Consider the following 20,660-nt stretch of genomic DNA (forward strand, 5'->3'; position numbering starts at 1 on the left):
CCCCCGCCCTACCAGTCGCGCGCCAGCATGATGGTCAGCACGCGCGTGGTAGTAGCGGGATTGTCCGGGGCCTCGGCACCGTAGCGGAAATCAGAATCCGCTTCATAGAGATCGATTTTCCAGAACACGGTCTCGCCCCGGATCTCGACCGCCCCGAAATCGTGCCAGCCTTCCGGGTCATTCTCGGGCTCGAACGTGGCAAACTCACCGGTGGCCTTCACCGCCTCGGCCATGAAGCCGTCACCGACCTCCATGAGCGAGCGGGTGACATGCATCCGGCCTTGGACGGGCTGCGCGGGCGGCACTCCAAGGCACGCGAGCTTGCGGAACGCGTCGTTCTGCGCGGCGATGACGCTCGGATCCGGGCATTCTGTATGGGGCTGTGCAGTGATGGTCATAGGGCTCTCCTTTGAGAAGTTGAAACACCCTTCCCAAAGCCTGCTTTTTCTTTTCCGCGGGGCGGAGGAACCGAAGCAGAAGGCGCCCTACCCGAACAGCCCCTTGGGTCTGTAATTCGGGTTGGGGATGGTTTCGATCCAACCGCCTTGTTCCTTGATGCTCTCAAGTGCCGCCGAGAGGGGATACGCGCCCTCGGACGCGCTCCACCAATAGGCACCGCGTTTGAAGGAGATGATCTTGCGGCGGCCGTCGTTGAAGCAGGCCACCCGCAGCGTCTTGGGTTCTTTACGTGACATGCGAGTCTCCGTTCTCCGTATGGTCAAGCAGCCTCGGCGCTGCGCCCTGCCCTGCCCGCCTCTGACCGTGCGATCAGGTAATCACAGGCGCGCTGCGCATCCGCGGCGTGCTTGAAGATCGCACCCTTATCTGAGCGAAGAACGCGCAACCAGTTGTGGAGATAGGCGGCATTCATCTCGAGCGTATGGGCCGTGAAGCCGAGCGTCTGGCCGAGAAACACCGAGGTCAGCTCGGCGACGATCTCTTCGCGGGCATAGGCCGTGTTGCCGAAGCGCGAGAGGCCGTAGTCGCGATTGAGCCGATGCGGGGTTTTCGTGGCATGGGCCAACTCATGGGCCCAGACCCCGTAGAAGTTCCGCGGGTTCTCAAACCGCGTGATGGACGGCATGTAGACCTTGTCCACGGGCGGCAAATAGTACGCTTCCGTGCCCGTGAAGACGGTCGTGATGTCGATAGCGTCGAAAAACGCCTGCATGTGCGGGATGGGTTCAGCGGGCGGATGCTCGGGCGCGGGCTCCGGGTCCGGATAGAAGCTCTCGGGCAAGCCCTCGATCTGACAGGCATTGAACACGCGGTAGGATTTCTGGAAGCGGAAGACGCGGGCCTCCTCGGAGTGATCATTGCTCTCCCCCTGATCATCCTCGCCGTCGGCGTCTTTCCGGCTTTGACCATAATAGACGACGACAGAGGACTTCTCGCCCTTGCGCACCTTCGCGTCCAACGCATTGGCCTGCGGCAGCGTCATCCAGAAGGGCGAGCTATGGCCCGCCATGACGGTGCGCATGGTCAGCAGGAAGTTGTTGACCCCTTGGTAGGGCTCACCGCCCACGCGCAGGGGGCGTGAGCTGCCGCCTGCCGTCCAGGGCTTGCGCCACGGCAGAACGCCGCGCTCGATGATGCGGATGATTTCGTTCGTGATGACCTCGGAGGCATCAAATTTGGGCGTGCGGGATCGGGCCATGGCTGGCCTCCTTTCGTGTGTGGGTGAGATGTTTGGGGATCAGATTTTCTGACTGGGCCGCGGATCGTTGGCGACCTTCGCGCCAAGCGCTTCGACCATGTCGATGTAGGTGGTCAGCGAGACAGACTGGCCGGCACCTGAGTGGTCAGCGTCGACCGATCCGCCTCGCACCACCCGCGGCAGGTTCGCGAAGGCAATAACATCGGTGACGGGTCGGATATCGATGAAGGGCGTCCCGAGTGCGACCGCAAGAGCGGCCAAGGGAAATCGTTCGGTCGGCGCGAAACTCGACACGGTGGTCCAACCGAGATGGATGAACGTCCCACCCTCCCCGCAGATCACGTGCGCGTTTGGCAATGACGCCGCCTGCCTGAGATAGCCGAGATCGCGGAGAACGGCTTTCCGCTCGAGCTTCCGTGCCAGCCCTGTCTGACCGGCTCGGCGCAGCTCTCTATGCCGCCACCAAGAGGCAGCGGTCGCGCGCAACACGCGCAAGACACCTGTTTGCATGGGAATGCCCTTCATCCGGAAAAACAGACCGGAACCCGGCCCGGACCCATCTGAGGGACCCCAAAGGCCCTCATCCGTCAGTCACAAAACCCGAAGAACACTTTCTCTTTCCAACCGCCAACTGGACCGCGGAAACTGACAAGGGTCCGACACCACCGCGGTTCCCAAGGGCTTCATACAGTCAGTGCCGGTTGGGGTCCAAGATCGGCAAGGAATATCGGCAACCCCAGCCCGGACGCGGCAATCGTCGCCCTATTATCAATGACTTATCTGATTTTCTCGATCGGCAAAAATCGCGCCTGCTGCGACTTTTCGGGCCCAAAAATCTGGATGTCCGACGTTCAGAGCAATCCCGCGTTACGGATTAGCTTGGGAAACGAAGGTGCTGCACCCCCTGCCACCTTGCAATTCAGCAATAATGTCGCTATATACCGTCATTATCACTGTAGGGGCATAGATCATGCACATCACGAACTTTGCAGAAGCTGGGCAATTCGAACCGCGCAAGATCGCCGCAGCCTTGCGCACTTCGGCTGAGGAAATCGCATTGACCGTTGGCTTGGGCAAAGATGCGTTGCAGAGGCGAACCCGCATCGGTTCGGACAAGACGCAGCGTCGCCTGCGCGAGTTGGTTGAGGTGCTGAACAAAGTCGAACCGCGCTTCGGCTCAGAACTGATGGCCTATGCATGGTACCGGTCAGAGCCCCTGCCCGGCTTTGATGGCCGGACAGCCATGCAGCTGGTGCAGGAAGGCAAAGCTCAGCAAGTTCTGGAATACATCGATGCGGTCGATGCGGGCGTCTTTGCCTGATGCCGCTGAAAGATGGGCGCTACACAGGGCCACTCTATCGCGCCCTGAACCCGGTCTATGCGCGTGAACCTCTCTCCGGACGAGGCGCTGAACTCTATGGAGGGCGCTTCAACGCCAAGGGCACCCCTACGCTCTACACCTCGCTGGATCCCGCGACCGCTCTTAGAGAAGCCAACCAGGTCGGCAGCCTGCAACCCACGATCCTGGTGTCCTACAAGGCCGACCTTGGGCCTATTTTCGATACCCGCCATCAGGACGGACTTGACCGGTATGGCGCGACCGAGGCGATGCTTGCCGACCCTGTATGGCGCATGAAGATGCTCGATGGCCAATTGGTGCCGACACAGGAGTTAGCACGCGCCCTCAATGCGGATGGGTTTGCAGGGCTTCTGATCCAGAGTTTTGCCAAGGGCGCGTCATCATCGGACTTCAACATCGTTTTGTGGGGCTGGGCTGGCAAAAACGGTTCTTTGGAAGTTGTGGATGACGAAGAACGGCTGTCACGCATGTGAGTTGTGAGACTTGGTGCCGGATCTGTCCACCGCGGTGGACATCGGCCGGTCGGAGAAACACGGAATGACCGCGCAGAAGCGCCCTATTGGAATTTGGCTCGGTAGCTATGATGCGTGTGGAAAGACCGCGGGTCATCCTGCCGTTACCCATGTTGGGCCGTTCGTGGTTGTAAGACCAGAGCCACTCCGTGGCAATCTGCTGAACCGCCTCAATGCTTTCGAAAATGTAAAGGTCCAGCCATTCGTGCCGGACCGTCCGGTTGTAGCGCTCGACATAGGCATTCTGCTGGGGCTTGCCGGGTTGGATATAAGACAGGGTGATGCCCTTGTTCTCAGCCCATTCCATGAGGGTGCCGCTGATGTATTCCGGGCCCTTATCGAAACAAATTGTTCCAAGAGCACCGCGCCATTCGATGATCTGGTTCAGCGCCCGCACGACCCGCTCAGCAGGCAGCGAGAAGTCGATCTCGATGCCCAAGCCCTCGCGGTTGAAATCATCCAGGACATTCAACAGCGAAAACTGGCGACCGTCGCCGAGGCGATCCGCCATGAAGTCCATCGACCACACCTCGTTCGGTGCGTCCGGCACAGCCAGCTCATCAGGTTTGTCCCGCTTCATCCGTTTGCGCAGCTTGATCCTGCGGTTCAGTTCCAACTCGCGGTAGATCCGATACACCCGCTTGTGGTTCCAGCCATGCCCCTAGACGTTGCGCAGGTAGAGAAAGCACAGACCGAAGCCCCAGCTCTTCTTCGCTGCTGTCAGCCCCAATAGCAGATCCGCGATTTGCTCGTTCTCATCGTCTAGGTTGGGGCTGTACCGATAGCAGGTCTCACTGACGTCGAACGCCCGGCACGCCAGCGCAATGCTGACCCCCTTCATCGCCACCGCTTTCACGGCCAACTCTCGGCGCTGAGCTCGCCGTCTCATTTTTTCCAAGCGCCTCCTTCAGGAGGTCATTCTGCATGCTGACGTCGGCATACATGCGCTTCAGGCGTCGGTTCTCCTCGGCCATCGCCTTCATCTCGCTAATCAGGCTGGCGTCCATGCCGCCGTACTTCGCCCGCCATTTGTACAGCGTGGCGCTGCTCATGCCATGTTCCCGGCACAGTTCGGCGGCAGGCACAACGCCCTCCATCTGGCGCAGCACGCCCATGATCTGCGCCTCGGTGAATCGTGTCTTCTTCATCGGAATCTCCTCGTTCATCCTGCCGAGAAAATTTTTCTTCCGCATCTCCTTTAGATCGGTGGGTATTACCATTGGACTAGTTGCCGGTCAGACGTCCACCGCGGTGGACACTAGGCGGTTTGCATAGCAGTTTTGGATAGACGCTTGATCAAAGCCATTGGATCAAACTGGTCTTGACGTTGGCCCAAGGTAATACTGTGAAAATACGCTCCAAAGTCCCTGATACGTTTTCCAAGTTGTAGCATGATGAAGATCGCGCATGACGCTTTCTGAGCTCCGACTGCATTCTTGGCTTTTTCGAATGTATCTGGGTGAATCCCCATCATGGGTGCAAGTGTTCGAGCATGGTTTTCAATTTCCAACCAGTTTGTAAGTCTCTCTGTGGAGAACGACGTCGCTTGATCGCAAACTGAGGTTAGCAAGTCTGGTTTCAGAGCTTCATTGCCTATGTTGCTATCTAAATCTTTTTTTTCTTCTTCAGACTTAGATTGGTGCCGGACAGTTTGTCCGTCATTGGCGGGCAATTCTACAGTTTCTGGTGGGTCATCTGGGGTATGTAAACTCTGGCATTCTCTGTCTGTGTCTGCGAGTAGCGCGTGGTATTCAGGAAGGCTCAGCTTCCTGCGTAGAGCTCTCCGTGCGTGGCTGATGAATGTGTTGCTGGGATCATGCTCTTCCAAGTGGGCGAGTTTTGTGAGGATCTGTTTGCGGGCAAATATCCGATCCCGCCGGTTATTTTCCATCTCATGTGCTATGGCGATAAGCTCGTTCGCACGTTGGAGGAGGGGGGTTAGAGATAGTCCATAACTGATGCATTCCCCGCTGGACGAGCGAACGCGGTAGCGCTTTCGGTTCGAGCTGTCATTGCGCTTGATGAAACCGAGTTCAACGAAACGGTTGATGTGTCTGCGAAGGGTCCGTTCGTCGATACCGCCGACGCGCTGGCAAATCGAGTCGTTGGACGCGAAAACCGTTTCCCCATGGCCGGGCTTCAAGAAACTGAGCATGGCTTGAAGTGTTTGGATATGGCCAGGACGCAGACCGAATACGCTACGTGCATCTCTCAGTGCCCTGAAGATGGTCCAGATGTCGGTTTCAGCCGCAGAAATTGAGCCGCAAGATGCATCAGCACCATCGGTTCTGATCGATAGTTTTGTAAATGCCATGGTTTGTTCACGACGACCGTTCGGCCCACAACTTCCCTGTCTCTTCCCAAGATTTCGCTCAGGAAAAGGCAATAAAAATCCGTCCACCGAATCGGTGACTCTTGACCAGTTTGCTGGAGGTTGCTACATCATGAGTGCTAATCGAATGATGAGGGCTCTCCAGGGGAAACTTTGGGGGGCTCTTTTCTTTCTGGTCTTCGCTTTTCTCCTCTGCTCGCGTTACTCGGTGTGGCTTGGGTTAGGACCCAGAGCCGCTCTCATTCCGCCACTGTTTGAAGAGCTGCAAAAGCGTTGCCTCCGCGCGCTCTTCGAACCATCGGCCGAATTCTGGGTTGTCCTTCTTGGCGATCTTGATGGCGATCGTTTTCTGATCGACTGTCAGTGTTCCCACGGAGCTACCGTCCCCGTCTTTGACGACGGACGTTAGGCTGCGGTTGGCTTGCTTCTTGTCGCTACGCGCCTTGTTCGAGCAAGCCGAGTAGACTGCCTGAAACTTCTCCGCGCTTGGAGTGTCGTCGGGCAGGGCGGCAATTGCCTCTTTGGCCGTGTTCACCAGATCTATCTTTTTTGAGAACGCGGCCAGGTCACCCCACTGCCGTCGTCCGATGCCATGTGCCGGCCCGATCAGCTGTACAAGCCCTTCTGGCAGTTGCTCTATGACGACGCGATGGTTGGATACGCCCTGCCGTGTCAAGCCTAGAGCATCCTGAATAACGTTTGGCTTGTAACCTGATTCCTGCATCTCTTTGATAAAAAGAGATTTCTCGATGAAAGACGGGTCTAGTCGGAGGTTGTTCTCTTGGCCCTGTGCGATCAGAGATGCGTCGTCATCCAAGGTTCGAACGATCGCCTTGACCGTTCCGCCGACCATGCGGATCGCTGCAAGTCTGCGTCGGCCGTAGATGATACGGTATCTGTCCGGTTGGGCCGATGGACGGACCATAATTGGCACTTGTTGCCCATGCTTGCGAATGCTTTCGGCCAACTCATCAATACTGGAATCCTCCAGTACCAACCGATCGCGCAGACCATCCATGTCAATCTGATCGGGCTCGATGTCCCGAATGGAATTCGCGGTAATCTCGCGCAAAGAGTCGCGCAATCCGCCAACAGATCCTGGCAGTTTTGCCGCTTTTGGCGGGGTAGGGGAGGGGGCCGCGCTCTGCTTCTCGTCCTTTGGAGGCTGATTGAAGATATTTCGGGCCATCAGCGACGCCCCCATGCCATTTGGATTGTTTGTTCCAACTCATCGCCAACGCCGTTCACGCTGGTCAGAGCGCGATCAATCGTTTTCCTGATGAACTGGCTCGGATCAACTTCGTAGACGGTTTGCTGGGTCATGCCGGCGTCCGAGATTGCTGTAGACTTCAGCATTGGCTCAGTCATGACCTGACCGGCCAAGATCGATCTCAGGTAGCCCGCCATTTGCGTCTGAGGCCCGTCCGAAGGCTCGTATCTCGTTATCAAGAACTTAACGAAGTCCCAGGTAACGCGCCGGCCAATGGCTTCTTCGACAGCCTTCACCGTTTCCGAAGCAAGCTTGAGGAACTGGCTCATAGAAGCAATGTCGAGCATGCCTGGTACCACCGTTACCAGGAGCCCCGTCGAGGCTGCCAACGCCGTTAGGGTAAGAAAACCAAGTTGAGGTGGACAGTCGATCAGAACGATGTCGTAATTCGCCTCTACTTCCTCAAGCGCTAAGGCGAGACGCTCCGCAAATATGGGCTGCACCCGGCGGGCGAGGGCGTTTGCCGTCTCAGTTTCGTATTCCGAGAGCATTAGGCCCGCTGGGACCATATCGAGCTTATGGAAGTAAGTTTTTTGGATAACGGCCGAGAGCGGAACTTGTTCCTCATATCTCAGGGCATCATAGATTGTGCCGCCTTCAGCGAACTCGAGCTCAGGCCGAAAGCCGAAAAAGGTGGTCAAACTTGCCTGCGGATCGAGATCCAAGACCAACACTCGGTAACCTCGCAAAGCATACCGTTGTGCAAGATGGATCGTTGCTGTTGTTTTTGATGATCCGCCTTTGAAATTGACGACAGATATCACCTGGAGACGATCGCCGTCACGTCGACCAGGGCGGTAGCTTTCTGCGTTCTTTCCGGTGCGCCCCAGAATGTCGCGCAGCTTATCGATCTCCTGGGCTGTGTAGAACCGGTGTCCGCGGTTGTCTGTTTGAACTTCCGGGAAGCTGCCGTCCTTGTGCCGGTTGCGCAGGTTAGATGTGCTCACGCGCAGGAGGCTGGCAACTTCGGTAGAACTGAAACGGCGCAGGGACTTTCGTTCTTCGGGCTCGAAAGCGATCTTCATCTGGCGATCCAAAGATTCAGCCAGATTGTCGGCAAATGCTCCGATGTCGGAAGAGCCTATGCCTTGCGCGTATCCAACGTTACGATCATCCATGTCCTGCCGCCCACTCTCGGCCTCTGTTGAGGCTCTTGGTCATTCTGACGGTGTACAGCGCGTCTGACGCGTTTTGCCGTCAGAACGGGAATGCCACGATCAAGTGAGTCCGGCAAGAAGAATCTAGATGTAGTGTGAAAGTTATCCACAGCACCAATACGTACAGTCACATCAAGATAACCGCAAGTTGTTGATTTTACGGCAATAAGTCCACAAGACCGTGCTTCAAGCCGCTCATGAGGATTGTTTGGACGGTATTGGCTAAACCCATGCAACCAATGGCACAATTGACCTTCTGACAGTGTTTGGAGCGATAGATTCAGCTGTTTGAGCCTCTGCTAGTTACAGTTGGGAGTGAGCCGATTCTGATGAAATTAGGCCAAGCCGCTCCGCGCGTTCGAGCAACATTTTGACCGAAGACGGCTGCCAGCTGGTACGACCTCGAGGGGTCCGTTCGCGCATCGATTCCAGCCGGTCGCAGATCGCCTGCAGCGTGATTTCGGGGTCCGCGCCTTTGATCGCTGCGACGATGGCCGGCAGGCGGTCATTGGTTTCGCGGCGTCCGGCGCGGCCAAGCACCTCGGCAGGAAGGAAACCGTCTCTGACATAGGCCTTCACAGCGCGGAGCAGTCGGCTTTGTGTCCAATGGCGATCTGGGGACAGTCGGCCATTGATGATCCGCAGCAGGTCTTCCCAGGCCATATCCGGCCGCAAGCGGCGCACATGGGGCACCCAATCCTGCGCGGTCTCGTTGAGGCGCTCCATATAGCCGTCCTGTCGCGCAAGCCGCACCTTGCGCAGCGCGGCGGGATCCTTGGCGCGTAGCCCAGGATTGCCACCAACGCGCCCTTTGGCGCGCGCAGAGGCAAGCCCGGCCTTGGTGCGTTCGCGGATCAGAGCGCGCTCGAACTCGGCCGCGGCACCCAGAACCTGCAGCGTGAACTTGCCTTGCGGGGATGCGGTGTCGATGGGATCCTGCAGGGAGCGGAAGAAGGCGCCCTTGGCCTCCAGACGTTCGATCACCTCCAGCAAGTGCGACAGAGACCGCGCAAGCCGGTCGATCCGCACAACGACCAGCGTATCGCCGCTCTGGACGCGTTCGAGCACGCGTGCCAGCACCGGTCGCGCGCGATTGCCGCCCGAGGCGTGCTCTTCAAAGATCTCGACGCAACCCGCAGTTTGCAGGGCCTCAGACTGGGGCAGGGGGGTCTGATCCTCTGTGGAAACACGGGCGTAGCCTATCAGGGGCATGAAATCGGGCCGTTTGCAATTTAAGGTATCGCTAATAAACGACCGTTTGTAAACGAATGCAAGTAGGTGCTCTCTCGTCGCGCTCGCCCAAAAACCCTTGGTCTCCTTGCGCTGAGCGCGATCTGAGAGGTTCCACCGGCAGTTGCGCGCGCATACTATATAAAGAGCGAAGGCAACCGCCACAAAATCACTTGGGTAATGTGCAAAAGAACAGTATTTTGCACATATGAAACCCCAAGCATCCGCCTTCAATGATGATTTCGACGAGCCGCTCATCACCATCGAGGAGGATGAAGAGGCTAACGAAGAGGATCTCTGGTTTATGCCTGGGCCACTCGAAGAAGAACCGGATGATTTGCCTCCTGGGCCACGGGCGGAACCGCCCGACACTGCTGTCATCGACGACTGGGCAAAGGCAGAGGGGGTTCACGCTGCACGACTAGCAGGAGTGGCTGGACGCCTGGGAGCTCTGGATGACCGACTGCTGCGTGGCCCGGAAGGGTGGCAGTATCGGCTCGCGCTGATCGAGGCGGCGGATCTTAGCTGGTTCGCAGGAGATCGGGTGAGTGCTGATCGTCTGGCGCTCTGGGTATCGATGCGGCTCTCGGGCGCACAGGATGACCCAAATGCCCTGGCAAGAGTTGGATGGGCTATTCGGCGACTGACAGGCGGTCCAGGACCAAAAGGTGACTTGGCCGCCTTCTTGGATCGCCGCGATCCCGACAGCATTGAAGACAGCGCTGAGCGTTTCGAAGATCGCGCGGGCGGATGGTTGCACGTAATGGCAGCCGCGGCCAATCTCCACCCAATCACGCGGGCTTGCATGGGCTTTCATCTCTGGAACCTGGCGGGCCTCGGACAGCACGGCGACCAGATGGAAGCCGCCGTCACCGCGTCTAGGATCGCGGCCAGTGACGGAAGCGGCGCCATTTTCGCTCCGCTCGCTATGGGCGGGGCAGGGGGGCTGCGTGCTTCGGGCTTGCCACCTGAACGCTTGGCCCGCTGGTTGGATGGGATGAACAGCGCAATTCTAACGGCGATGCGTAATCTAGATGATACCCAGACATGGAGTGCTCGGGCGGAAAAAGTCATGTCTCAGCTTTCGGGGCGGACTCCGGCCGCTCTTCGTTCGGCGTTGACAGAGTGGCCTTTGGTGTCGGCCCCGATGGCGGAAGTCTTAACAGGCGCAAGTCGCGCGGCTGTTCAAAGGAACCTCGCTTGGATGGAAGAGAGGGGCCTGATCCGAGAAGTGACGCAACAAGGACGCTTCAGGATGTGGCGGATCAAGGACTAGACCGTTGGGATCAGATCCAGCGACAAAGACCTTCTCGGTTCATTGAGGGAGGAGCGCTTGCCGCCAACGCTTACGTTCATCGATGCCGCCAAAGGGTCGTGGTTTGAACATCGACCTAAGTGTTTTGGTCAGAATCGCTCTTTGTGATCCGACAGCGAGCTATGGCAGCCTTTCGAAAAGATCGGGTGTATCCTTGTCGCGCCGCCTGCTAAGATCCTCGCCAAGATGCAGACAAGGGTGCTTAATTCGTGTCAGGCCTTTGCAGCCCTCAAAGTGGACCCAGCCCCCTCTGGGCATGCCCACGCTTACGATCAGCGCACCGCGTATTGGACAAGTCCGCTTGAATGATGCTCCCTTCTTCCTGCTGCGATCGCCCCGAACTGCCCAACAGCCGCGAACCGAGACTGTTCGCCCCGTCGACAGTCGGCGGGTGTGCACCTTACGGTAGTACCAACGGCCCGTCATTCCATACCCCTTCTTTCCTCGACATGGCTGCCGCTTGGGGTCGAGCGCACGTAGAAGCCTTGTGGAATAGCCACCTGCACCAGCCTGACGCCGACCGACCTTTCGCCTTCGACAAGCGTACACAAGATCAACAGGCGATTCCGGCTGGCCAACGCCTTGAGCAGCGCCTCAGCCTTGTCCGCGTTTTCTTGGATCTGCTTTACTTTCATATATTCGCATATGCGACGGTATGAATTTATTTTAAGCCCTGACCGGATTTTTCCAGCGCGCCTTGTTTGCTTTGACCCTACCTGCAAACGCGGTACGGTTCGTCATGGCGCAGCTGACCTCCATTGAAATCCTATTGCCTGAACTTCGGGCCTATGCGATAGCCATTTGCCATTCCCGCGAGGAGGCTGAAGATCTTGTTCAGGATGCTGTGGAACGGGGGCTGCGATCAGGTGGGAGGCCAGACCCGATCGGGGAACTACGGCCCTGGATGTTCCGTGTCATTCGCAACCTGCATTACGATGAGCTGAGAAAAAGGCGCGTGCGTCGGGAATATTTCGCGGCCGAAAAACGTCTATCCAATGAAGCGGGTGCGTCGGACACCGCGCGGGATGTGTTGATCCGGCTGGCCTTTAAGAAACTGCCGCCCGAGACCCGCGAGGTTCTGTGCCTCGTTGATATCATGGGGTTGAAGTACGCCGAGGCGGCGAAAGTGATGGATGTGCCGAACGGAACGGTGATGAGCCGGATCAGCCGTGCCCGCAAGGCGTTGCTGGAAATCGTCGATGGGGCCGAAACGGCAAAGCAGGAAGTGACGCGGAAGACATGAATGAACTGAACGACAAGGACTGGGAACAGGTCAACGCTTACCACGATGGTCAGTTGTGCGCGGCCGACATGCGCGCGTTCGAGGGGCGGCCTGCATCCGAGCCCGCGCTTGCCGCAGCGCTTGAGGACGTGCGGAACGTGTCCGTCAGCTTGGCGGCCTTGCGACCGGACCTCGTGCATTCGGAATCTATGCCGGAAACTAGTGCCGCAAATAGTAGCTGGCACCCCCGGCGCTGGCTGGCGGGCGGTGCTGTCGCTGCGGGAATTGCCTTGGCTGTGGTATTCGGACCCGCTTTTGTCGCCACCCCGACAGCTTTTGACATTCACGCTGAACTGGCCGCTGAGATGTATGACGTCGAAACCGCCGATCTGCGGCCCGCCGCGACAGGCGGTGCGGTGGGCGTACCCGACCTGTCCGTCGCAAACCTGACGGCTGTTGCCTTCCGCACATCGGACAACGGCGAAGTCATGCATTATGCGGGTCAGAATGGATGCAGGTTGACCTATTTTCGCGGCGCGTCCGTTTTCCCAGAGAGCAGCGACACGCCCGGTCAGCAGATCGCAACCTGGCTGTCCGGGGATCACCTTCGTCATATAGTCGTCGCGACAGGGATGGACCGCACGCGGTTCGATGCTATCGCCAGTTATCTGATGCTTGAAACCCGCGAACGTGTTTCCGAAAGCGTGATGGCGTCGGTTTCGGAGGCAACCCGGACGGCACGGTCCTGCGTCGGCTAGGTCAGTTGGTTTTTGCGGTGTCCGTCAAGCTGTCAAGATAGGCAATGACATCGGCCTGATCCTGCGCATCACGCAAGCCTGCGAACCCCATCTTGGTGCCACGGACTTCGCCACGCGGATTTGCAAGGAACGCGGCAAGACGGTCTGGGGTCCAATCGCCCCCGTATTCAACCAGCGCGTCGGAATAGCGAAAGTTGTCGACCGCTGCCACGGGTGCCCCGACGATACCATAAAGGTTGGGACCGACGCGATTGGACCCACCTTCGTCTACCGTATGGCAAGCCTTGCATTTCCTGAACGTCTTTTCGCCGGCAGCCGGGTCGCCCTGCGCAAGGATCTCGGCGCCGGGAGTTTCAACCTCCTCCGCATCTGCGGAATCTGTCGCTTCAGTAGCGGCATCTGATCCGGCTGCGTTCTCCGATCCGCCCGTGACCTGGGCCACGTATTTCGAAACCGTTTCGATTTCTTCCTTGGTCAGGGTTTCCGAAAAGGCTGGCATGACTCCGATTCCGCTGGTCACGGCTGCGCGCACCTGATCGACTGTCGGTTTGAATTCATCGAGGTTGGGGCCGACCTCGGCCTCCGAACCCACATCTTTCAGCGCGTGGCAAAGGGCGCAGGCAGGTTGCGCGGTTTCAGTGAAGATCTTACGGCCAGCATCCAGATCAGCCTCGGCGCTCGCAGCACCGGCCATCAAGGCAAGAAAAACTGCGCCGCCGAGTCGTGGCGTCGTTTGGGTGGTCATGTTCATGTCTCCGGTTTTTTGTTGTCAAACCGGCGGCAGAGGATGCCGCCGATCAGTCAGCTCAGCTGACAGTCACGTCGACGGCATGGGCGCGCCAGCCGTTATTGCCATAACCCCGTTCGTTGGGCGGAAAAAACTCGGGTTGGGTAACGCCCGCTTCGTTGGTGGCACGGCTCGCCAGCATATGTGTGCCTTCGGACAGCTCCGTGATCAGCACGAATGGCCGCCATGCATAGGGGCCAAGGTCCGGGCCAAGGAACTGCGCTTCTGCCCAGTTTTGCCCCCCGTCGGTGGACACCTCGATCTTGTCCAGACCGCTGACACCGCCCATGGCGACGCCGTGGACCTGCACCTTGCCGGTCGCCGCATCCATCAGAGGGCCGGTGATCCAGGATTTGACGGCCATCTCGTACATCGACGGCTGAGAGGGATCGCCCTTTACCCCCACGGGGCGCACGCGATAGCTGGTTTGCTGGATTTTATTGGGCGATTCCTCGGCCGTCATTGCCAGACGTTTGAGATACTTGACGTTGTTCACGCCATAATACCCCGGAATGACCAGCCGCAGGGGGCCCCCATGGGCGAGGGGCAAAGGCTCACCGTTCATCTCCCACGCCAGGATAGCCTGATCCATCGCGGCCTTTGGAACCGACCGTTCGACCTGGATCGTCTCGGGTGGAAGACCTTCGGGGATCTCTTCGCCACCTGTACCGGTCAGGAACACGGCGCCCGCATTCGCACCGCCCATCGCGTCAATCACGGCGCGCACCGGCACGCCGGTCCACACCACGTTGCCCGCAGCACCAACCGACCACTGCGAGCCGCTGGTTTCATGATCGAAAAAAGCGCGCCCGTTGCCCGAGCATTGCAGCACACAAACCACGGTTTCGACCGCGAGCGTCTTCATCTCGCCCACAGTCATCTTACCCGGGTTCGCGACCCCGTCGATCTCGACCTCCCAGGCATCGCGATCTGCGACGATCTCGTCGGGTGGGGCGGGCAGGTTATTGCGTATGTAAAGCTCGGTACTGGGCGTGATCAGCTCCGAACCTTGCGCGGCGCGCTTCGTCTCAAGCGTCTGCTTGGAATGGACGATCATGTCCTCGGCGTCTTTCCATGCGACGTAATCTGGCAACGGCTCCCCGTCTGATTGCGCCATCCCCGGTGCCCCGACTGCAGCAGCCACCATCGTGCCCGCTGATCCGATCAGGAAATGCCGACGCTTTACGTTTTCTATGATTTTCATGTCTTTCCTCCCGTGGTTCGAAGCATTTGCACTCCACGGTATGCAGCAGCTTCATGCGTGACTAACGTGTTGGGGATGCATTTTATTCCCGCGGAACGGAAAAATATTCGCGAAGCCCCAAATAAGTGGATGCACGTGGCCGGGTCGGCTGGCCAAAGGACGGTGCCCGCTTGTGCGGCCGCTCTGCTTGCCGGATAACCCATTTTGGTAATTGGGGTCGTGCGGTTCCGATGCTCAGTCAGTTGGATATGGGGGGCGCACGGCTCCCGGAGGCTGCGCCAACAGATCAGAGCCATAACCGGCAGGGTTGTCGGATGGAAAAGCGTAGGAGCCGTCGCGCAATACAAGAATAACCACTGCCGAAAGTCCCTGGGAAGACCCGTATGTTGTATTCAACCGAGGGGCAGGGTCAGAACGTTGCGACGGATCAAGATCGATGGATGCGGTCAGGTGCCGTGTCAGCGCAGTCGGCGCCACGTAATTGAGAAACCGCACGGCTACGCAGTTTGTCCGGAAATAGATGCCCGCCATCGCGCGACTTCCAGATAGCTGAACCACGGCAGCAGCGCCTTCGACGCTGGCACCGTCCTATTTCTATATCTGAGAAACACGCCGCTGCGACCGCTCAGACGGTCGCCGCTCCGATGGCGAAAAGCTCACGAAAATAAAACTTCCGGGTCAGGAACAGGGCGCAGACCGTGAACCGGTGTTCGGCCTTGCGGGGAGGACTGAAGTCCGTTCGGCGTCACCGGGCAATCAGGGCTGTGTCATCAAGCATCTCACGTTCCGAAAGTCCTTTAGGCCCCGGCTAAGCAGCGGGGCCTAAAGACAAAACGTCCAATCACGTTGGTTTATTCCGCATGTTGCGAAAGTTGTCGGATCAACCGCACTATCGCTGCCAGCCTTCGGTTGCCATGAGTTCCTGCGCTTCATCCGTGATGAGGAAGTCAAGGAAGGCTTGCGCCTCCGGATCGGCATCGGGCGAAAGCACTACATTCACGTCGCGGTAGATCACACGATCCTCAGACAGTTCGACCATGTCGAGGTCGTCCTTTGTGATCGGCCAATTGGGCCAGGTGATCCAAGCGTCGGCGTCACCGTTTGAGATGACCCCGTAGGAGGCACCCGATCCAAGCGCATAGGCCACGATATTGCGTCGCAGGCCGGAGATGTCATCGAGGCTCCCCAAACGGCCCGCTACGTCTTCCCATGTGCCGGTGCCGGAGGTGTTGTAGACACCTGCGCCCTCGGTCACGACAACCCGCACCCCGTCGGCCAGAAGGTCATCGAAGTCATCAATGTTCAGCGGGTTGCCGGCCTTCACTGCGATCACGGTCGGCCGCAGGTAGATCGGCTCGACTTTCGCGGGATCGAAGGCCGTGTAGGTCAGCAGGAAGGCTGTCATCGACTGCTCGGATGTGCCCCAAAGAATGTCGGCGTCGGCCTGGGCGTCTGCGGTCCATTTCGATTCCGGGCCCGCGATCACTTCGACGGAGGTTCCCGTCTGCTCTTCAAAGACGGCTGCGACCTTGCGGAATGCCGTGTGCGGACCACCCGCGCCGTAAAGCTTTACGACGCCGTCTTGCGGCGCGTGTTCGATAGATGGATCGTTGAACGCGGTATCACCGCGGCGGTCGGCTGCGGTGTCGGCGAATGCCGGGGCGGCGGCAAGGATTGTGGTGGTGAAAAGCGTTGTCAGTCGCATGGTATCTCCTGTCAGGGTCGTGGATCGGCCTCCACCGATTGCGGGCGGCCTTCACAAGACTGACGCGCCGACATCCAGAACCCTTCCCGAATTTATGATCACGCTTCCGTGAGATCAGGTTGGCGCGCCTGGATCCTCGAACTGAGCCTGCAGCAAATGAGCGATTTCCAGAAGGCGCGCGCGCGGCAAAGCACCGGTCAGGGCGTAGGCGAACTCGGTGTCGCTCCAGTAGAACGCCTGCTCGGTGGCCGTTTCGGCAAATCGGAAACTTGGATCGCCTTCGCTGCCGCGTCGCAGATAGAGCGTCAGGCGCTGACCGTTGCCGTCTTCGTACATCAATTGTGCCGCTGGTTCGGTGGGCGAGGGAAGGAGCCGCCCACCGACCAGCGACAGACCCACGACACGCAGGTCGGGGATAGCAAACGGACGATCCAGCCGATTGGTCAGCCAAGTGGCCAGATGGCCCTTGTTCTCCGCCCCGACCTCGACCGGGTGCGCGACCTCGACAACGAAAGTCCGATGTGCGGCGAAGGCTTCGGCCACAAGGCCCGACATCGGCTGCGGGGCTGTGTCGGGGCGCAGGACCCAACCTGCCGTACCGCCTATCATCAGCGCCATCGCAACTGACGCAACCCATGCCAACGGCATGTGCCTGCGCCGTTCGGCAACCGGCAGCGTCGCCATCGGATGATCGGCAACCAGCCCCGCAAAGGCATGGCGCAGATCGCGGGCGATGGCCATGTCGGCTTCCACCCGACGGGCGGCTTCTGGTGTGTCATTCAGATAGGCTTCGACTTGTTTTCTCCGATCAGGCGGCAAGGCGTCGTCCACGTAGGCGACAAGATCCTCTTCACGAATATCCTTCGGCGCGCTTGTCATGTCACGCTCCTCAGTCTTGGGGCCGTCTCAGCCGTTGCCCCGCGCAAAGCGGCGCGGGCCCGGCTTACGCGGCTCAGGATCGTGCCTTCTGGGACGCCAAGCGTCTGAGCGGCCTCTCGGTAGGTGAAGCCTTCAACGCTGACCAGTATCAAAGCCACACGCTGATCGTCGGGCAGAGACATGACGCGCGCCAACAACCGGTTCAACTCGACATGGTTTTCCTGGGTCGGCGGTATCGCGGGCGGTGATGTCATGGTCTCAAGCGATTCCGTCTGACGTCGTTTCGCCTGCCGCCACCCATCAACATGCAGATTGCGCATCATCGTGAACAGCCAGGCCCGCAGGGGGACACCTGCGCGCCGCAGCGTCCACTTGCGCAAGGCTCGTTCCATGCAATCCTGCACCAGGTCATCGGCGGTGTGCACGTCGCGCGTCAGCGTGATCGCGTACCGCTTCATGGCGTCGGCCTCTTGGGCAAGGGCGTGATGGGTCGGCACGCTGCCTCCGTTTGCATGCATTCACATAAGTAACGCGCGCGGTCGCCGGATTATTCCCGGAAATCTTTTGAAAATTGTCGATCACGGGTTCGTGAACAAAAACTTGGGAAGGGTTCCAGGCTGTCGGTCGTGAACCTTGCAAGCTCCGCCCAAAGCGGCGCTCCAACCGAATTCAAAGGAGAGTTCTCATGAACGCTACGAAGAAAGTTATCGCCACAATCGCGGTCCTGACCGCCACTGCGTCCGTCGCCCTCGCTGACGGCCACGTGTCCAACGCGCTCGAAACCGCAGAGCAGGAACTGAGCCACGCCGTCGTGGTCAAGTCCGTGACCGCCGCCGCGGATGGTTGGGTCGTGATCCACGCAATCAAGGACGGCAAGCCGGTCGTTCCGGCCTCGATCGGGCATACCTATGTCAAGGCTGGCATGACCGAAAATGTCTACGTTCCGCTGACCGGTGACTATGACGGAGACAAAGTCATCGCGATGTTGCACGTCGATGATGGCGAACTCGGCGTCTACGAATTCGGACCCGGAAGCGTTGCGAACGACAAGCCGGTGGTTGTCGATGGCGGCCCGCTGGTCAGCCCGATTTCGATCGACGACTGATCCCTTTGGCCGGGCGCTCTTCGCATCGCCCGGCCAGATCGTTTTTTTGGAGGTGCAATATGTCGAACCAGGAACCGGACTTCGAGAAATCGAAAAAATGGCATTGGATCCCGTTGGCGGGCATAGCGGCGGCCGTCGCCTTCGCGCTGTTTGCCGCGCTCTATGAGGATGCTTCGGACGAGCCACTGAATGACGCGGCGAATGATGTCGAACATCTGAACTAATTACACCTCCTCCAATCTAGGCAAACTCAATTCTGTGAGTAAGCAGAGCTTTTCGACAGTCAAATAGATGAGGACGAAACCATACACTTCGCATCAGCCCAGGCAAAATCCAATGACTGCTTCCAGGATATGCGCAGATGTCGAACGGCATGTTTGCCGCATGTCACGTGGCCCTTAATTGTGAGATGAGAAATCCAACGAAATCAACAGCTGTGCTTTGCCCTTAAATATGAGATTTTGCCTTTAATTCCGATATTTTTGCTCTTAAACCTGAGACAGGGTTCACAGACATTTGCGGCAAATATCGATGGATGATGATGGCGAAGACTACGTTGCCGTTGGTGCTGAAGAAGCGCGCAGGGCCGCGGTGCTGCGTCCCCTTGTTCAGGCCTTTCTCAAAGGGACTGGCAGTCTGGAAAGTGGCATCAATGACGCCGTTTGGGAGCTTGGTGTCAGCAGGGCGACGGTCTGGCGTTGGGTAAAGCGGTTGGCGGAAGAGGGTGGGCGCACCAGCGCTCTGACGCCGCGGAAACGGGGCCGCCCGACCGGGACGATCTTGATATCCAGCAAAGTCGAAGCGGTGATCGAAGAGCACCTTCGCCGTTATTTTTTGCGCCGGGAGCGTTCGAGCCTGTCGCGCGTCGTGACAGAAATCCGCAGCGCGTGCTGGCAACAGGGCCTGCAGCCACCGACGCGGCGGACGGTTCAGCGTCGTCTGGATGCAATGAATGCCCGCAAAGTTGCGAAGGCACGAGAGGGCGCAAAGGCGGCCCGCCAGAAGTTTGCGCCGGTCACGGGTGAAAACAAGGCAAATCATCCTCTGGAAATCGTGCAAATCGACCATACGCCCGCAGACATTATTCTTGTCGACAGTTTTGAGCGCCAAGCAATTGGCCGGCCTTGGGTCACGCTGTCGATCGACATCGCAACGCGGATGGTAACCGGATACTACACTTCTCTTGAGGCTCCTTCGCGTCTGTCTGTGGCGCTTTGCCTGACACAGGCGGTTGCCCCCAAGGCGCAACTTCTGACGGAATTGGCGTGCAATATTCCTTGGCCCGCACAAGGCAAACCGCAGAGTGTCCATGTCGACAATGGCCGCGATTTCCGGTCGCGGGCCTTTCGGTCGGCCTGTGCGGAATGGGGGATCGATCTGGTCTATCGACCGCCGGGAAGTCCTCACTTCGGAGGTCACATCGAACGTTTGATCGGGACGATGATGGGGGCGGTTCACCTCCTGCCGGGCACAACGCAATCCTCGGTCACGACCAAGGGCGACTATGATGCCGAAGGCATGGCCACGATGACGTTGAGCGAATTCGATCGTTGGTTTGCTTTGGAAATCTGCCGTTACAACAACAGCATTCATTCAAGTCTTGGCTGCACGCCCGTTGCCAAATGGGAGGCGCTCTCAGAACAAATGACGGGCGATATCCCATTTGATATCGAAGCCTTTCAGGTGAGTTTCCTGCCGAGCGAACTGCGCAAGATCAGGCGTGACGGCATCCATCTGTTCCAGATACGGTACTGGTCCGATGCCCTTGCAGGCCACATCGGGCGCGGGGATGGAAAGGTGGTCGTTCGCTACGATCCTCGTGATATCTCAATGATCTGGGTCGAACTGGACGATGGCCGATTTGTTGAGGCGCGGTACAGAAATCTGGAAATTCCGCCCGTGCCACTCTGGGAATATCGCGAAGCCATGAGGAGGGCTCGGGCCCTTGGCAAGTCCGGGTCCAATGAGCTGGTTCTGGCTGAGCTGATCCGCCAGCAACGCCAGATCGAGACTGAAAGCCGGGGCCTGACGAAGGCCGAACGCCGATCCCGTGAAAGAAAAGGGACATTGGAGAGCGCCAACTCGGCCGTCTCGTCAACCGAAGGGCTGCGCGCGATCGATACGGGTGATACATCGCGCCCATTGTTCAAGGTGGAGAGATGGTGAA

Annotated in this window: 22 protein-coding genes and 1 pseudogene; 8 read left to right on the plus strand and 15 right to left on the minus strand. The window is 58.6% G+C overall.

The window, feature by feature from the left end; all coding sequences use genetic code 11:
• Positions 1-8 precede the first annotated feature (8 nt).
• The 4 genes from ACGYLA_RS09515 to ACGYLA_RS09530 form a co-directional block, all read right to left on the minus strand.
• Entirely contained in the window at positions 9-398 is a 390-nt protein-coding gene (locus ACGYLA_RS09515; RefSeq protein WP_238368312.1) for a DUF3768 domain-containing protein, read from the minus strand.
• Between the two features lie 87 nt (positions 399-485).
• On the minus strand, positions 486-695 hold the full coding sequence (locus tag ACGYLA_RS09520) for a DUF6330 family protein (RefSeq protein WP_197919454.1): 210 nt from the start codon (positions 693-695) through the stop codon (positions 486-488).
• A 23-nt stretch (positions 696-718) separates the two neighbouring features.
• Positions 719-1,657 (minus strand): ArdC family protein, encoded by a 939-nt coding sequence (locus ACGYLA_RS09525; RefSeq protein WP_197919453.1) that lies wholly within the window; start codon positions 1,655-1,657, stop codon positions 719-721.
• A 39-nt stretch (positions 1,658-1,696) separates the two neighbouring features.
• The gene (locus tag ACGYLA_RS09530; protein WP_197919452.1) at positions 1,697-2,182 is read right to left on the minus strand and encodes a hypothetical protein; all 486 of its coding nucleotides are present in this window, start codon (positions 2,180-2,182) and stop codon (positions 1,697-1,699) included.
• A gap of 445 nt (positions 2,183-2,627) precedes the next feature.
• Between ACGYLA_RS09530 and ACGYLA_RS09535 the strand changes: the two genes are divergently transcribed.
• Both ACGYLA_RS09535 and ACGYLA_RS09540 read left to right on the plus strand, forming a co-directional pair.
• Complete coding sequence (locus ACGYLA_RS09535; RefSeq protein ID WP_152467386.1) at positions 2,628-2,978, plus strand: MbcA/ParS/Xre antitoxin family protein; 351 nt, start codon at positions 2,628-2,630, stop codon at positions 2,976-2,978.
• Positions 2,978-3,490, plus strand: a complete 513-nt coding sequence (locus ACGYLA_RS09540) for an RES family NAD+ phosphorylase (RefSeq protein ID WP_152467387.1) — start codon at positions 2,978-2,980, stop codon at positions 3,488-3,490. The genes ACGYLA_RS09535 and ACGYLA_RS09540 overlap by 1 nt, the downstream gene beginning before the upstream one ends.
• Positions 3,491-3,593: 103 nt before the next feature.
• Here ACGYLA_RS09540 and ACGYLA_RS09545 read toward each other — a convergent pair.
• The 5 genes and pseudogenes from ACGYLA_RS09545 to ACGYLA_RS09565 all read right to left on the minus strand — a co-directional run.
• A pseudogene (locus tag ACGYLA_RS09545) lies at positions 3,594-4,677 on the minus strand (IS3 family transposase); the annotation flags it as partial.
• A 110-nt stretch (positions 4,678-4,787) separates the two neighbouring features.
• Positions 4,788-5,843 (minus strand): plasmid replication protein RepC, encoded by a 1,056-nt coding sequence (gene repC, locus ACGYLA_RS09550; protein ID WP_394432119.1) that lies wholly within the window; start codon positions 5,841-5,843, stop codon positions 4,788-4,790.
• 238 nt (positions 5,844-6,081) lie between these two features.
• Positions 6,082-7,050, minus strand: a complete 969-nt coding sequence (repB, locus tag ACGYLA_RS09555; RefSeq protein ID WP_232237241.1) for a plasmid partitioning protein RepB — start codon at positions 7,048-7,050, stop codon at positions 6,082-6,084.
• Positions 7,050-8,249 (minus strand): plasmid partitioning protein RepA, encoded by a 1,200-nt coding sequence (gene repA / locus ACGYLA_RS09560; protein WP_152467390.1) that lies wholly within the window; start codon positions 8,247-8,249, stop codon positions 7,050-7,052. The genes repB and repA overlap by 1 nt, the downstream gene beginning before the upstream one ends.
• A gap of 342 nt (positions 8,250-8,591) precedes the next feature.
• The gene (locus ACGYLA_RS09565) at positions 8,592-9,500 is read right to left on the minus strand and encodes a recombinase family protein (RefSeq protein WP_152467450.1); all 909 of its coding nucleotides are present in this window, start codon (positions 9,498-9,500) and stop codon (positions 8,592-8,594) included.
• Positions 9,501-9,726: 226 nt separating this feature from the next.
• On the opposite strand from ACGYLA_RS09565, the gene ACGYLA_RS09570 reads away from it, so the two are divergent.
• Entirely contained in the window at positions 9,727-10,794 is a 1,068-nt protein-coding gene (locus ACGYLA_RS09570) for a hypothetical protein (RefSeq protein WP_394432121.1), read from the plus strand.
• 461 nt (positions 10,795-11,255) lie between these two features.
• On the opposite strand, the gene ACGYLA_RS09575 is transcribed toward ACGYLA_RS09570, so the two are convergent.
• Positions 11,256-11,468 carry a hypothetical protein gene (locus tag ACGYLA_RS09575; RefSeq protein ID WP_206338418.1) on the minus strand — a complete coding sequence of 71 codons (213 nt, stop codon included), beginning with the start codon at positions 11,466-11,468 and terminating at the stop codon, positions 11,256-11,258.
• A gap of 104 nt (positions 11,469-11,572) precedes the next feature.
• Here ACGYLA_RS09575 and ACGYLA_RS09580 point away from each other — a divergent pair, with 104 nt between their 5' ends.
• Together ACGYLA_RS09580 and ACGYLA_RS09585 are read left to right on the plus strand one after the other, a co-directional pair.
• Positions 11,573-12,076: an RNA polymerase sigma factor gene (locus ACGYLA_RS09580; RefSeq protein ID WP_132998142.1), complete on the plus strand. Its 504-nt coding sequence runs from the start codon at positions 11,573-11,575 to the stop codon at positions 12,074-12,076.
• A complete protein-coding gene (locus ACGYLA_RS09585; RefSeq protein WP_394432125.1) occupies positions 12,073-12,813 on the plus strand; it encodes a hypothetical protein in 741 nt (246 codons plus the stop codon). Before ACGYLA_RS09580 ends, ACGYLA_RS09585 begins: the two co-directional genes overlap by 4 nt.
• A 1-nt stretch (position 12,814) precedes the next feature.
• Here the strand turns inward: ACGYLA_RS09585 and ACGYLA_RS09590 are convergent, their stop codons facing one another.
• The 5 genes from ACGYLA_RS09590 to ACGYLA_RS09610 all read right to left on the minus strand — a co-directional run bounded on the left by ACGYLA_RS09590 (position 12,815) and on the right by ACGYLA_RS09610 (position 17,885).
• The gene (locus tag ACGYLA_RS09590) at positions 12,815-13,564 is read right to left on the minus strand and encodes a c-type cytochrome (protein WP_340245940.1); all 750 of its coding nucleotides are present in this window, start codon (positions 13,562-13,564) and stop codon (positions 12,815-12,817) included.
• A 55-nt stretch (positions 13,565-13,619) separates the two neighbouring features.
• Complete coding sequence (locus ACGYLA_RS09595; protein ID WP_132998139.1) at positions 13,620-14,804, minus strand: sulfite oxidase; 1,185 nt, start codon at positions 14,802-14,804, stop codon at positions 13,620-13,622.
• Positions 14,805-15,693: 889 nt separating this feature from the next.
• Entirely contained in the window at positions 15,694-16,509 is an 816-nt protein-coding gene (locus ACGYLA_RS09600; protein WP_132998138.1) for an extracellular solute-binding protein, read from the minus strand.
• Between the two features lie 114 nt (positions 16,510-16,623).
• On the minus strand, positions 16,624-17,388 hold the full coding sequence (locus ACGYLA_RS09605) for an anti-sigma factor (protein WP_047997998.1): 765 nt from the start codon (positions 17,386-17,388) through the stop codon (positions 16,624-16,626).
• Positions 17,385-17,885: a sigma-70 family RNA polymerase sigma factor gene (locus tag ACGYLA_RS09610; protein ID WP_197089316.1), complete on the minus strand. Its 501-nt coding sequence runs from the start codon at positions 17,883-17,885 to the stop codon at positions 17,385-17,387. Before ACGYLA_RS09610 ends, ACGYLA_RS09605 begins: the two co-directional genes overlap by 4 nt.
• A 188-nt stretch (positions 17,886-18,073) precedes the next feature.
• Between ACGYLA_RS09610 and ACGYLA_RS09615 the strand changes: the two genes are divergently transcribed.
• From ACGYLA_RS09615 to ACGYLA_RS09625, 3 genes are all read left to right on the plus strand, one after another.
• On the plus strand, positions 18,074-18,493 hold the full coding sequence (locus ACGYLA_RS09615; RefSeq protein WP_053079185.1) for a hypothetical protein: 420 nt from the start codon (positions 18,074-18,076) through the stop codon (positions 18,491-18,493).
• Between the two features lie 59 nt (positions 18,494-18,552).
• Entirely contained in the window at positions 18,553-18,717 is a 165-nt protein-coding gene (locus ACGYLA_RS09620; protein WP_156178419.1) for a hypothetical protein, read from the plus strand.
• A 307-nt stretch (positions 18,718-19,024) separates the two neighbouring features.
• A complete protein-coding gene (locus tag ACGYLA_RS09625; RefSeq protein WP_152467153.1) occupies positions 19,025-20,659 on the plus strand; it encodes a Mu transposase C-terminal domain-containing protein in 1,635 nt (544 codons plus the stop codon).
• Position 20,660 lies beyond the last annotated feature (1 nt).

This window comes from Sulfitobacter sp. 1A13679, from assembly GCF_043557115.1.
GTDB classification, from domain to species: Bacteria; Pseudomonadota; Alphaproteobacteria; order Rhodobacterales; family Rhodobacteraceae; genus Sulfitobacter; species Sulfitobacter faviae.